This window comes from Paenibacillus sp. SER-28, assembly GCF_052906305.1.
Window position 1 is genome coordinate 1,154,040 of the sequence record NZ_JBRECM010000001.1, and the last position, 13,746, is coordinate 1,167,785.

12 protein-coding genes, 2 pseudogenes and 1 CRISPR repeat array are annotated in these 13,746 nt (G+C 46.2%); of the genes and pseudogenes, 13 read left to right on the top strand and 1 reads right to left on the bottom strand.

Annotated elements, in window-relative coordinates; all coding sequences use genetic code 11:
* Window positions 1-32: 32 nt before the first annotated feature.
* From cas1 to ACUYLD_RS05545, 7 genes and pseudogenes are all read left to right on the top strand, one after another.
* Window positions 33-595: pseudogene (cas1, locus tag ACUYLD_RS05515) on the top strand (CRISPR-associated endonuclease Cas1); the annotation flags it as partial.
* A gap of 7 nt (window positions 596-602) precedes the next feature.
* A pseudogene (gene cas2 / locus ACUYLD_RS05520) lies at window positions 603-892 on the top strand (CRISPR-associated endonuclease Cas2).
* Between the two features lie 181 nt (window positions 893-1,073).
* A CRISPR array of direct repeats spans window positions 1,074-1,642; the repeat unit is 32 nt; unit sequence GTCGCACTCCATGTGAGTGCGTGGATTGAAAT.
* A 293-nt stretch (window positions 1,643-1,935) separates the two neighbouring features.
* Entirely contained in the window at window positions 1,936-2,118 is a 183-nt protein-coding gene (locus ACUYLD_RS05525; protein ID WP_061829392.1) for a hypothetical protein, read from the top strand.
* A gap of 332 nt (window positions 2,119-2,450) precedes the next feature.
* Entirely contained in the window at window positions 2,451-3,869 is a 1,419-nt protein-coding gene (locus ACUYLD_RS05530; RefSeq protein WP_446674550.1) for a helix-turn-helix domain-containing protein, read from the top strand.
* Window positions 3,870-4,168: 299 nt separating this feature from the next.
* On the top strand, window positions 4,169-4,336 hold the full coding sequence (locus ACUYLD_RS05535; RefSeq protein WP_071558834.1) for an aspartyl-phosphate phosphatase Spo0E family protein: 168 nt from the start codon (window positions 4,169-4,171) through the stop codon (window positions 4,334-4,336).
* 108 nt (window positions 4,337-4,444) lie between these two features.
* Entirely contained in the window at window positions 4,445-4,639 is a 195-nt protein-coding gene (locus ACUYLD_RS05540; protein ID WP_340957564.1) for an XRE family transcriptional regulator, read from the top strand.
* A 114-nt stretch (window positions 4,640-4,753) separates the two neighbouring features.
* Complete coding sequence (locus tag ACUYLD_RS05545; RefSeq protein WP_446674587.1) at window positions 4,754-5,128, top strand: DnaJ family domain-containing protein; 375 nt, start codon at window positions 4,754-4,756, stop codon at window positions 5,126-5,128.
* Window positions 5,129-5,192: 64 nt separating this feature from the next.
* Here ACUYLD_RS05545 and gluQRS read toward each other — a convergent pair whose 3' ends face one another.
* A complete protein-coding gene (gluQRS, locus tag ACUYLD_RS05550; protein WP_446674551.1) occupies window positions 5,193-6,188 on the bottom strand; it encodes a tRNA glutamyl-Q(34) synthetase GluQRS in 996 nt (331 codons plus the stop codon).
* 324 nt (window positions 6,189-6,512) lie between these two features.
* Between gluQRS and hrpB the strand changes: the two genes are divergently transcribed.
* The 6 genes from hrpB to ACUYLD_RS05580 all read left to right on the top strand — a co-directional run bounded on the left by hrpB (window position 6,513) and on the right by ACUYLD_RS05580 (window position 13,622).
* Window positions 6,513-9,041, top strand: coding sequence for an ATP-dependent helicase HrpB (hrpB, locus tag ACUYLD_RS05555; protein ID WP_446674552.1), 2,529 nt, complete (start codon window positions 6,513-6,515; stop codon window positions 9,039-9,041).
* Between the two features lie 118 nt (window positions 9,042-9,159).
* On the top strand, window positions 9,160-9,747 hold the full coding sequence (locus ACUYLD_RS05560; RefSeq protein ID WP_061830310.1) for a general stress protein: 588 nt from the start codon (window positions 9,160-9,162) through the stop codon (window positions 9,745-9,747).
* Window positions 9,748-10,017: 270 nt separating this feature from the next.
* Window positions 10,018-11,190 (top strand): acyltransferase, encoded by a 1,173-nt coding sequence (locus tag ACUYLD_RS05565; RefSeq protein ID WP_446674553.1) that lies wholly within the window; start codon window positions 10,018-10,020, stop codon window positions 11,188-11,190.
* 142 nt (window positions 11,191-11,332) lie between these two features.
* The gene (locus tag ACUYLD_RS05570; RefSeq protein WP_446674554.1) at window positions 11,333-11,971 is read left to right on the top strand and encodes a CatB-related O-acetyltransferase; all 639 of its coding nucleotides are present in this window, start codon (window positions 11,333-11,335) and stop codon (window positions 11,969-11,971) included.
* A gap of 264 nt (window positions 11,972-12,235) precedes the next feature.
* Window positions 12,236-12,598 carry a helix-turn-helix transcriptional regulator gene (locus ACUYLD_RS05575; RefSeq protein ID WP_013310011.1) on the top strand — a complete coding sequence of 121 codons (363 nt, stop codon included), beginning with the start codon at window positions 12,236-12,238 and terminating at the stop codon, window positions 12,596-12,598.
* Between the two features lie 19 nt (window positions 12,599-12,617).
* Window positions 12,618-13,622: a Gfo/Idh/MocA family protein gene (locus ACUYLD_RS05580; RefSeq protein WP_061830313.1), complete on the top strand. Its 1,005-nt coding sequence runs from the start codon at window positions 12,618-12,620 to the stop codon at window positions 13,620-13,622.
* Window positions 13,623-13,746: the final 124 nt, after the last annotated feature.

Sequence of the window (13,746 nt, forward strand, 5' to 3'; positions counted from 1 at the left end):
TTTATCCGAAATCATGAAGAGGTCCGTGAAGTGAGGAGCTGGAGATTTTACGCGGTTTGGAGGGGACGGCGGCAGTTCAGTACAATTCCGTGTGGGATGATCTGATCTTGCAGCAAAAAGATGATTTTTATTTCCATGGACGCCATAAGCGCCCGCCGTTAGATAACGTGAATGCCCTATTATCTTTTGCCTATACACTGTTGTCCAACGATATGAAATCCGCACTAGAAGCTGTCAGTTTGGATGCTTATGTAGGTTTTCTGCATAGAAGATCGTCCAGGGCGAGCCTCATTGGCACTGGATGTGATGGAAGAGCTTAGAGGAGTATATCCCGACCGTTTTGTTCTTACATTATTAACAAAAAATGATTCATGGCAAAGGATTTTACAAAAAAGAAAACGAGGCTGCTATGATGGACGATGATACGAGGAAAATCGTATTGAAGGCATGGCAAGAACGGAAACAGGAAAAAATGATTCATCCTTATTTGAATGAGAAAATGTCTTGGGGGCTTGTGTCCTATTGACAGGCTTTGCTCTTAGCTAGATATATTCGTGGAGATCTGGACGAGTACCCTCCATTTTTGTGGAAGTAGGTTGATCTTGTTAATACTAATTACGTATGATGTAAGTACATTAGATAGAGAAGGCAGAAAAAGACTGGAAAAGGTTGTGAAAAGGTGCGTAGACCACGGACAAAGGGTGTAAAATTCCGTGTTTGAGTGCATTTTGGATTCGACCCAGTTCCGCCGTTTAAAATATGAATTAGAAGAATTGATAGACAAAAAAGAAGACAGCCTGCGTTTCTACAACTTTGGAGATAGCTATAAAAAGAAAGTAGAGCAATAGGGGCTAAGGAAGCTTACGATATGGAAAGCCCACTGATTTTATAAGGTGCGAATGTGAAGCTCACATAAAAACCCCGGGTCCTTCGCACCTCGAAATTTGTCGAAAAGTATTAAAATTGCTATTTATCCGTAAAAGTCAATAGTTGATCCAAGCTTATTTGACATCAGTTTTTGCGACAATGTGTAGAATTGATATCATTAGGGTAAGAATTACTGCATTTTCGCTGTCGCACTCCATGTGAGTGCGTGGATTGAAATTGCAAGGTAGCCTCTGGTGTAACCATCAAGAAGGGTCGCACTCCATGTGAGTGCGTGGATTGAAATTATCAAGAAAGGAGGACATGGAAGATGCTAGAAAGTCGCACTCCATGTGAGTGCGTGGATTGAAATCTCAAGCATCTGCTTAAAGTCAGCTATGTCCTTGGGTCGCACTCCATGTGAGTGCGTGGATTGAAATGTCTATATGGGAACAACGGTGCATCATGAGGTCGCACTCCATGTGAGTGCGTGGATTGAAATCGGCACAATCTGGCGGTGTGGAAGAGGCAGACGTTGTAGTCGCACTCCATGTGAGTGCGTGGATTGAAATTTGCGCCAAATGACTGGAGGGGTAAACCTCAAAATTGGTCGCACTCCATATGAGTGCGTGGAATTGAAATCCTATCGCGATCTGTCCTTTAGTGGTGTTTGCACAAAGTCGCACTCCATGTGAGTGCGTGGATTGAAATCGTAATTTACTCAAATGAGCGTATATGTGATTGTTGTCGCACTCAATACGAGTGCGTGGATTGAAATGTCATGAGTCTAGCCGGGGTTGTCATAAGTGTAAGTCGCACTCTGTATGGAGTGCGTGGATTGATATTATCTTGCCGTTACTATTTGTGTAGCAGAGGTGCTATGTCGCATTCCATGTGAGTGCGTGGATGGTATGAAAAAGAAGGCTTGTTTCGTGGCCTGCCCAGCAGTGAATAGGTGCAAATTTCTTCTTAACGGATTTCTTATTCGACAAATTCCCCCTTACTTTTATGCAACAATTAACTAACATTTACAATGGTTGAAGTATAAATTAAGGTGGGAGTTGCTGGCTTATGAGAATTTCCATGAGTAAGTTTTTAAAGCGCTATGCAGCGATTTTGTTGGGCTACGCAATATGTATAGGGTTATTTTACGCTTTGGGATATAAGATGAGCGCTATGGGAATCTATGCAATTTTGACAGGAATTGTGACTGGAGAAATAATCAACTTCGTATTATCAAAGCGAGAGAAATGAACCTAGGTATCCCCTGATTGCATCAACATCAGGGGATTTTTCATGTAATTAAAAGGTCCAACAGAGTTTCTGCACGGGACCTCTATATCATTTACTGGTGAGAATGCACATAGGGAAATGAATCCGTCATGTCAACTCTGTGAAACCTTTTATTTCGGCAATCCAATTTTACTTTTGCTATTCGTTTTCACAATCTTCCCTTGTGTGTGAGTTATGCTGAATTTTCGTTATAAACATTAGCTGCATAATATATTGACAGATGGTTAATTATGGAGAAGAATAGAGGGTGATTTTTAAAATAATGGAATTTTTATGTGAAAGGTGGTTATGATTTGAAGCATACACCTACGATTTCAGCGGAGTTTGAGGATTATCTAAAACAAAATGATATGACATTGAGTCAATTTGCCGAATATTCAGGGGTTCATCAAAGAACGCTTAGTAATTGGATTACTCAGCATCGTCCTATTTCCGTACAGCAGCTAGACCGAATTACTGTGGCTATGGATTTGCCAGAGGGCTATTTTTATGATCTATACATAGAAAATTACATTATTGACCTTTCCCCGAATTTTAGGCGAATCGAGCCATTATTGTATCGTTGTGCGGAGCTGGACAAGCTGGATGCAATCCGTCGAATGGTTGGACATATCATGGATAATCCGCTATATGCGTCCAGGCTATTTGATGTTGCAGAAGCATTATTTGAACAGGGACGACATGCTGCTGCGCTGCCTCTCTATGAGAATGTCGCAGAAGTGGAGAAATATCAGCATTCTGAACGCTTGGCCACCTGCCAATATCGTATATTCACGATTCAAGTTGGAGATGATCAGAGCCGTAATCTCAAGGCAGCAACGCTATTTGAACCCTTCGTGGAACGTCTGGATGAAATAGACCAGCTTGATGCGCTAAAAGATTTGGGGAATGTGTATCGTTCTTTGCGCTTATGGGACAGGCTTGATGTGACCGCTCGAAAAATGAGAGATAAAGCGGAAATCCAATATACATTAGAGCATCAGCAGAAGAAACGAAAGCTTGCGGAACTAGAAAAAAGGCTGAGCCGTCCCATGTTTGTGTACATCACCTATTCTGATTTACTGTGTGCCAGTGTATATGAGGCCAATGGCGATTATGGGCAGGCATTAGAATATACATACGCCTACGCCAATTTAGATTGGGTCAATGAGACAGACGAGGATACTCTGCATTGGATTAAACAGTTTCAAGATTGGGCAGAAGGTAATATCTACACCTATAAACTATTATCTGGAGATATAAGTGTACTAAACAATTATGTTGAATATATTGCTGCATCGCCAGATGCTTCTGAAAAAGAAATGGTTACAAAAGTGTTGAATGTTATGTCGGCGGCAAACCAGTATAGTATAGATGTAGATCATATACTTCGAAGGTTTAAAAAGAACATAGACTTATTTGCCCAACACAATCCGTCATCTGATATGTATACCCAACAAGTGATACCAGAACAGTTTGCACGTCTTGGATACGAGCTAGCTTATTACTATTTGCATCAAGGGAGGTATAACGATGGTTTTAAACACTTGATGTATGCAATGCTAAAGTCACATATAATAAATAATGAAACTTATTTTATAAACTGCATGGGATTATTCTTACATTTCAGAATGAATGCAGCACATGAAACAAAGGTGCAGTTTTTAAATTTTATTGAAAAGGTGTGGTTAGACAATGTTAAGAAAAATGGTTCTTCTGATCGTCGCAGCTAGCTTTTTATTTATCGTGGCTGTACCTAATCATGATTATAACCAACACCATATTATTCAGCTTAACGATACTATTGGAGGTGCTTAAAGGGGAAATAAGAATTAACACTCACTAACCTTACTGTTAATGGGTGTTGTTGGTTGAAACTACCCTGTGAACAACTTGAAACCAAATGAAAATAAACATATACCGACAAAAAGTGCCTCTGGAATATTCCAGAAGCACTTTTTTTGTTAAGCGTATTTTAAAAAAATCCAAAAATTTACGTTTTGTATTAGGATATGACACAGAAGGGGGAATCATGCTGATGAATCCAGGTGTGACTTTACTTCGTGTCGAACGGGCCAGAAAAAGACTGTACCAAGTCCAGAAGAAATATGGATTTTTAACACATCCCAAAGTGATTGAACAATCCATGAAACTGGATGAACTATTGAATCAATACCAAATATACAAAATGAAATCTTAACAAATGAGTTCATGACATGTTGCTAAAGGAAGAGTGTGAAATCCAATCTCCAATCTCCAAACCCCAATCAAAATTCTAAATCTATACTATGAAGAGGTGATAACGTTGTTGAACAAACGAAATCCTGTAACTCCTTTTGGCTGGAAAATCAAACAAAAGCTAGTTGAAATTCAAATGGATCAGAGAACATTTTGTGATACCTATCATATTCCTGCTAGCCGCTTGTCCAATCTCATTCATGGAACACGTAAGGCCAAAAAATATAGAGTACAAGTATGTCAATTGCTTGGGATCGAAGAATAACCCCCTCTCTCCCTTATGGAAACAGGGCATCCTAATGATATATAAGCTACAGTGGCAAAGGACTCCAGGTTTCTTTAATATAGATTGTACATAGGAAGCTTAAAACAAGGAGTGATGGGGATGTTCTCCAGAATGGCAGAGCAGAAGATTGCCGAGGCGATGGCCAAAGGTGAATTTGATCATTTGCCGGGAGCGGGCAAGCCACTGGTCATCGAGGATTTGTCACATGTTCCAGAGGAGCTGCGGATGTCGTACAAGCTGTTGAAGAATGCAGGCATTTTACCGGAAGAGCTTCAATTACAAAAGGAATGTGTCCAGCTACGTGATTTGCTTCACGCTTGTCATGAGGCAGGAGAGCAACAACGGATCAGTCGCAGACTGACTGAAAAATCACTACGTCTCCGTATGCTGCTGGAGGAAAGAGGGCTGAATATGTCATCTGTATTTTATGAATATGAGTCCGCTATGCGTAAGCGACTGGAGGAATAGAAGCGAGAAGAGCAAAGGGCGGAATGCCCTTGCCCGTACACTTTGATTTCCATGCTTTACCTCATTACCGTTGCAGTGCAGGTAATCTCGTGAGGCATTGTTTCGTCAGGATGACAGGTTCTTTGGGCAGTTTGTCCAAATGAAAGTCATCGATTAAATCCACAGCCTTCACAGGCTCAGGTGAATCCAGCAGCCCGGAAAAATAGGCGAGCCAGCCAATGACTGCTTCCGGTGTGACCCCTTGTCGGCGCATAGCTCGGAGTGCTACGCCACCATGTCGTTTGGCCAGCCTTCGCCCATCAGGGCCTAGGACAAGGGGAACGTGTGCGAAACGTGGCGGCTGCAACCCCAAAGCTTGGTACAGCAATAGCTGACGGGGAGTCGAATCGAGAAGATCATACCCGCGTAGTACGTCGGTCATATGCATATCCGCATCATCGACAACGACAGCAAGCTGATAGGAAAACATGCCGTCAGCTCGTTTGACGATAAAATCGCCCCCCTCAGCCGCACTAAAGGCTACATGACCTGCTACCTGATCATGAAACGAAATAACAGCATCTGGATGTTGCGGTACTTTAAAGCGAAGTGAAGGGAGTTTATATTGTGCTTTGGCTACGACATCTTGAGAGCTAAGGTTACGACATGCCCCTGAATATGCGGGTCCTTCACCAGACAGTCCATGTGGAGCATGGGCGGCGGCCAGAATGTCGGCCCGACTGCAAAAACAAGGATACAGTAAATCTTGCCTCTGTAGTTTCTCCAATGCAGACTGGTAGCGTTCCAGCCGTTGGCTTTGAGTGTAGGAACCGTAGGGACCGCCTACGTCGGGTCCTTCGTCCCAATTCAGCCCGATCCAGCGCAAGTCTTCCATAATCCCTTGCGCCAACTGGCTGCGAGCTCGCGTCATATCAATATCTTCCATGCGCAAAATATAGGTTCCGCCCAGGGAACGAACGTGCAGCCAGGATAATAAGGCAGTACGAGCGTTTCCTAAGTGTATCCATCCCGATGGTGTTGGGGCAAATCGCCCTCTGATGGGTTGGGCCTGTAATTCCATACGAAAGTTACCTCGATTCTATGTTCCGTCCTTCAGCAATCCATATCAAACTATATTATAAAACGATCTTGCCGCGAGTGCATCCCGACAGGTATAGGAGCTAACACAGAAAACTTACATAGCTGCGATGGCCAGACGGGAAATTTAAATATCTGTATAATAGATTTAGAAGAATTATGCACGACAGACCGAAGAGAAGTTCCAGAGGGGTAGCTTAACCTTTTCTATTCAGTGCTCGATAATTACAGGTAATGAAAAATTCACAATAATAAAGGAATTAAAACTTAGATTCTACGCATCAAGCGTATCATTGGAGAGATTTCATTGACAGATAAACAACTGCCTATTATGCAAGTGATCCCCGAGCTTAAACGTACACTGCAATCCCATTCGGCGGCGGTACTGATTGCACAGCCGGGAGCGGGGAAAACGACGGTAACACCTCTGGAGCTACTGCATGAGCCGTGGCTGGCAGGGCAAAAGATGATGATGCTGGAGCCGAGGCGTTTGGCAGCGCGTGCAGCAGCAGCGCAAATGGCAAAAGCGCTCGGAGAGCCCACCGGGAAGACCGTGGGTTACCGGGTTCGTATGGATACAAAGGTAGGGCCAAACACACGGATTGAAGTGGTTACGGAGGGCGTACTGACCCGGATACTACAACATGATCAGGCGTTGGAGGGAGTAGGCCTGATTATTTTTGATGAGTTTCATGAACGCAGCCTGCATGAAGATTTGGGATTGGCACTTGCCCTGCAAAGTCAGGCACTGTTGCGACCGGATTTGAAGATATTGATCATGTCTGCCACCCTGGAGGCAGAGCCTGTATGTAGATTATTAGGGGATGCGCCATTGCTGGAATGTCCAGGCACTGTATTTCCGGTAGAAACCTTTCATATGTCCAAACCTTCGTCAACTTCATTAGAGTCCTTTACGGCTGAGACGGTAGAAAAGGTACTCCATGCTCATGAAGGTGATCTGCTGGTGTTTTTACCAGGGGCTAGAGAAATTCACAGAACGGAACGAGAATTGGCTTCAAAGCATTTACCAGCACATGTCAAGGTCATTCCGCTGTATGGGAGCATGAAGCTGGAGCAGCAGGATGAAGCAATACGCCCGTCGGCTTCGGGCAGTCGAAAAGTGGTATTGGCCACCTCAATTGCCGAGTCTAGCTTGACCATCGCCGGAATCACGGTGGTGATCGACAGCGGACTATCGCGGGAGTCTGTATTTTCCGCGCGAACCGGCATGAGCCGTTTGACCACGGTCAAGGTGTCCAAGGCCTCCGCCGATCAGCGGCGCGGACGGGCGGGCCGCCTCCAGCCGGGCGTATGCTACCGGCTGTGGAGCGCGCAGGAGCAAGCAGCGCTCCCCGATGCCAGCCGGCCGGAAATCGCCGCGGCGGATCTGGCCCCGCTCGCGCTGGAGTTGGCGGTCTGGGGCGTGCGCGAGCCCGCCGAGCTGGCCTGGCTGGATGCCCCGCCTGAGGCGGCGTACCGCCAGGCCACAGGTCTGCTGCACCAGCTCGGCTGTCTGGATGCAGCAGCCGATGGCACTACAGGAGGCATTACCGCGCATGGGCGCGAGGTGTCCGCCCTGGGTACGCACCCGCGCCTTGGGCACATGCTGTTGCGTGCTGCGGCCCTCGGCCTGGCACCAACTGCCAGCCGTCTGGCTGCGCTGCTGCAAGAGCGTGACCCGTTCCGCGCTCATGGCGGAACGGATTTGCGCCCGCGACTGGATGCCCTGCGCGAGGCGGCCTATGCCCGCAGCACGCACAGCCTGCTGCGGGCAGCAGACGATACGGTGATTCGCCGTATCGTGCAGGAGAGCCGGCAGCTGCTAGCCAAGCTGCCGACAGCAGCCGCAGCGCAGGACGAGCCTGACGGCTCCGCGGCTTGCGGGTTGCTGTTGGCCTTTGCGTATCCGGATCGGATCGCGCAGGGCCGGGGGGATGGTCGCTTTTTGCTTAGCGGCGGTCGGGGGGCGCGACTCCGACAAGTGGAGTGGATGTCGCGTTCGTCCTATCTCGTCGCCGCTGAAGTGGACGACGAGGGAGCAGACGGTGCTATTCAGTTGGCGGCACCAATTGAACTGCAAGAGCTGGTCGAACATTGCAGTGAAATGCTGTTGGAACAAGCTAACGTATACTGGGATAGCTCCGCCTCAGCAGTGAGAGCCCGCAAAGTACTGCGGCTGGGCTCACTTGTCTTAAAGGAAACGTCCTATGAGCGACCTCCGGCAGAGGAAGTAGCTGCTGCCTTGATGCAGGGTGTCCGTGAACGAGGTCTAAAGCTGCTGTCATGGAATCGGCAAACCCTCCAGTTGCAGGCGCGTTTGATTTTTATGCACTTCTCGGCCCCTGAGGACTGGCCGGATTGCACGGAATCGGCATTGCTGGATTCACTGGAAGCGTGGCTGCTACCTTTTGCTATAGGAGCCAAAAATGTATCCGATCTGCAACGGCTGGACAGTGCTGCATTGCTGCTTGGCAGGCTGGATTGGGAACAGCGGCAGCAGCTTGATCAGGAAGCGCCGACGCATATCCGCGTACCCAGCGGTTCCCGCATTCCTGTCGATTATTCAAATCCTGAGGCACCAGCGCTGGCCGTACGACTACAAGAGTTGTTCGGTATGGGGGATACGCCTCGTATTGGACGCGGACGTGTGCCAATTGTATTGCATTTACTGTCACCTGCCCAGCGACCTGTCCAAGTGACTTCCGACTTGTCCAGCTTCTGGAGCGAGGCTTATTTTGAGGTCAAAAAGGATCTAAAGGGCAGATATCCCAAGCATTATTGGCCGGATGATCCACTGGAAGCTGTGGCGACCAACAGAGCAAAGCCAAAGCGTTAAATAGAAGCTATTTTATGCTAATCGACTTTTTGAATTTTTGTAAAACGTTTAAACGTCATAATAGTGGGGTAATGAAAAACGAACCACTCAACACTAAAATATTTGGGAGGTAACTATCATGGCTAATAACTTAAACGATTATAACGAAAAGAAAATTGTCGGTGTTTTTGATACAGAACAGGAAGCGTCTCGTGCGATTGGACAATTGCAGAGCAAAGGAATTCCAAGCAGTGAGATTTCTGTGATCACACGTGACCGTGACGATCTAAGGGCGATTAGTGAAGAGACAGGCACCAAGGCACCGGAGGGTGTAGCGACAGGTGCGGCTACAGGTGGAGTTGTAGGCGGTGTCGCTGGCTTGCTGGCAGGCATCGGGGCCTTGGCTATTCCGGGTATCGGACCTATCCTTGCCGCTGGACCTATCGCGGCTACTCTTACCGGAGCAGCTGTCGGAGCGGGAGCAGGTGGCTTGGTCGGTGGACTGGTCGGGCTGGGCATTCCAGAGGATGATGCCCGTCAATACGAGACATACGTCGATCAGGGCAAGATTTTAGTGCTGGTGGATTCCGCTGACCATCACAGGGATGTTTATGATATTTTCCGCACCAACCGTTCGCTGAATGCGGATCGTTACAGAACGTATGATGATACGGTGGCGGACACGCCGCGTACAGATGTGTACACAGATACTAGGAGGAACCTGTAAACACCTTACGGCTAGTTAAGAAAGTGATGTACAGTAGGCTTTCCTATTTCCTTTGCATATAGGTTGTTTTTACAGCAGCAGTCTCCCTGAGAGGGAGGACTGCTGCTTTTACATATTTTTACTCATTGATAAACCTGAGATAAACGATGCTTTGCATGCCGTTGGCACGTTTAACCTTCTATATATTTTTACAGAATTGTCGTTATAATAGATTGAGGATTTTGCAAAAATCCTGGATTTATAAATTGCTAGATGTAACAGGAGAGTGACATGAGTCAAAAAGAGAGAATTTCCGAAGTCGCTTTGCTGAGAGGGCTGGCTTTTGCGGCCGTTGTTCTTCAGCATTCCGTCGCACACTATGCGGTTGCGCAGGGGGCGCGCATCCAGGACGGGGTATTGATGACACTTTTACTGCTATGTTCCAAATTTGCAGTTCCTGTGTTTGTATTTATCACTGGAATGGTGTTATTTTACAATTATGATAGAGCCTTAAAGTACGGAACGTTTTTACGTAAAAGATTCATGGACATCATCGTTCCTTATATCATATGGTCTCTTTTATACGAATTGGGAAATCAGCTTGCCCAAAGTGGTGGATATATTCACCCGCTGGATTTTTTCCAGAAGTTGTTGAACGGGAAAAGCAGCTATCATCTATGGTACATCGTTATGATTATCCAATGTTATGTGTTATTTCCCGTGTTTCGTTATGCGGTCCGTCATTTGTCTGCGCTACTGCCGTCAAAATGGCGACCCGCTGCATTGGCTGGATTCGGCGTGCTATATATTTTGCTCATGTTCGCCGTTGGACCCGTATACCAAGCGATGGATAAGCTCCAGCTTCCGGTCATTACCTCTTGGTTTACCCTGTACGCTGACCGGAATGTGATCTATTTTTTCTTTTATTTTGTGCTAGGAGCGGCAGCCGGGATGAACGTCAAGCGTTGGAATGCTTGGGTAACCAAAGCACAGATGATATACTGGCCGTTGTTTATCGTGATTACAGGCTACTTACTGTATGAGATGATCGGTCAGTTCCAGACGCCGCGAGGTACAGTTATTTCCTTTAACTATTTGTCTCTGCTGCGTCCGATCATGGCTGTATATTGCGTTGCGTCTATTTTTGTAGCTTATCGGGTAGCGACGTGGATTGCTCATAAGGGGGGACGTGCGGCGAGTATGCTGACGGCCATCGGAACGTTGTCCTATGGAGCGTATCTCATGCATGCCTTTATGCTACGTATGACCTATTATTTTGACGAGACGTTGTTTGCAGACTGGAGTCATGTTCTTCGTACGCTGGCTTCATTCGTTCTCTGTATGATCTTTTCCGTTGCTGGAACATGGTTGCTGGCACGTTTGCCTCTGGGCAAATGGATCGTGGGGCTTCGGGTTCGTCCTCGCCCGACTGGAGGTCCGCCAGCCTTACAAAAGCAAGCCTGATTTGATAACCCAATCACATATGTTCACAAGAGTATCCCAACGCCAAGAAATAAGGCCAAGGGATACTTTTCTATCTACATTTGTTTAATAGTATACATACTGATAGACTGGATGTTCACATCCATATGGGGAGGGTCGCTAAATGAGTGGTCCAGATATAAGAAGCGTTTTTCCGATGAAAAATATTAGAAGTCTGTGTTTTTTGAACAATGTAGTGGTTAATCCATATATCGAAATCGGGGATTATACCTATTATGACGATGATGATAACCCTTTGGATTTTGAGAAAAATGTCCTTTACCATTTTGATTTTATAGGGGACAAATTAAAGATTGGTAAGTTTTGCGCGATTGCAGCCAAAGCCAAATTTATTATGAATGGCGCTAATCATAATACCAATGCATTTACCACTTTTCCTTTTGGAGCGTTTGGCGGAGATTGGGAAGTTGGTGTACCCAATTTAAGTGGGGGCTACAAAGGGGACACTGTGGTTGGAAATGATGTTTGGATTGGCTACAATGCTAGCATTATGCCCGGAGTTCAAATTGGTGATGGCGCGATCATTGCGTCAAATGCCGTGGTGACTAAAGATGTTCTGCCATATTCCATTGTAGGAGGAAATCCCGCGAAGTTAATTCGTTATCGGTTTGATGAGGAAACTATAGCGATGCTCCAAACCCTGAAATGGTGGGACTGGGACATCCAAAAAATAACAGAATATATTCCTGTTTTGACAAGTAACGATACGGAGGCCTTAAAACAATTAATCCAGTCTTCGTAATCTGTAACTCTATTTTTTTAGCTTTAGTTACATTATTTCAACATATGAAAAATTCATAATAGCAAGAACAATAAAATCATTTCTCAGCGCTTCCCACACTACTCTATATCGCCTCATTCTATATCTCTCACCATCTTAAAACAGGTCACAAGGGATGGAGAGTTCTCATAAACTCTTATCTCATCAAAGGAAATAGTGTATGGACGCAGAGTGGTTTATAATGGAAGATAAGGTGCACGAATAAGGTGTGGAGGAGGCTGTGAAATGGCGTTTATGATATCCCAGCGGGCTTTTATCAAAATTTATCTGATCACAATGGTGGAGAGGCATCGCGGTTATGGATATCAGATGCTCGAATCGATGAAGGATGAGTTTAGTGGCTTTGGATATGTTCCGCCTCAGAGCGAGGTTTACCGGGCGCTGCATGAGCTGGTACAGGAAGGCGTTTTTTACCGTACCAAGCGATTGAAAGGAACAGACCCGCGCGTGGATTTTCAGGAGATTGTACTCTATCACTTTACAGATGATGGGGAGGAGAAAGCACGGTTGTACAAGAAGCAGGTCAAAGCTGATTTGGACCGTTGCTTAGGTATGCTGCATAAAGCGGAACAAGACAACTATTCCTAACCACGAAAGGATGAGAATGATGGGTAGAAAGCTGAAATGGGGAATTTTAGGCACTGCGGAGATCGCCCAAATCGCTGTAATTCCTGCGATTCAGCAATCTGAACGCGGAGAAGTGCTTGGGATTGCTAGTCGTAATGCGGATAAAGCCGCTGAGGCCGCCCGGGAGTTCGATATTCCAAAAAGTTATGGAAGCTATGATGAACTGTTGGCTGATCCCGAAATCGGAGCGGTGTACATTCCGTTGCCAAACCATCTGCATGAAGAGTGGACCATTCGGGCAGCGGAGGCTGGGAAGCACGTTTTGTGTGAAAAACCATCTTCTCTTAGCTCGGCTGGGACAAGCCGTATGATTGAAGCATGTCAACGTGCAGGAGTGATCTTTGCAGAGGCTTTTATGTATCGCTATCATCCCAAACATCGAAGAATTAAGGAAATTATCAATAGTGGGGAAATTGGTGACATTCGCGGCATCCATTGTACGTTTACGTTTAACAATACCGATCAGGCAGATAATGTGCGCTTTAATAAAAACATGGGCGGCGGCTCGCTATATGATGTGGGCGTCTATCCGATATCAGCCGCTCGTATGTATTTGGACCGGGAGCCGGAGGCAGTGACGGTACATGCCTTATTTTCCCCGGAGCATGACAACGTCGATATGATGGCTTCCGGCTTGCTGGAATTTCCGGGTGGAGTCAACCTTACTTTCGATTGTGGCATGTGGGCAGCCAACCGTTCCAACATGGAAATTCTCGGTAGCAAGGGTACGATTGCGATGCCCAAAATGTTCGGTTGGGAAAGAACGTCTGTGGTACCGCAAATTTTCGTCCACGTCGGTTCGGTTACGCGTGAGGAACGTCTGAAAGGTTTTAATTCCTTTGAACTGCAAGCGGATGCTTTTGCTAAAGCGGTGCTTGATGGTGTCCCGTTGCCGTATGAGCCAGAAGATGCGGTGAGCAATATGAAGGTGATCGACGCTTGTATTGAGTCAGCTCGCAGTCGAAAACGGATAGAAATTGGATAAACGGGATCATCGTATTCCCGTAAGGCATAAAAAAGCAGCCTGTCCTTTGAAGTGACCCCTTAAAGTTAGACAACTATTTTTATGCAACCAGTTGGGCATGAGCTCGGTATTGTACCGGGCTCAT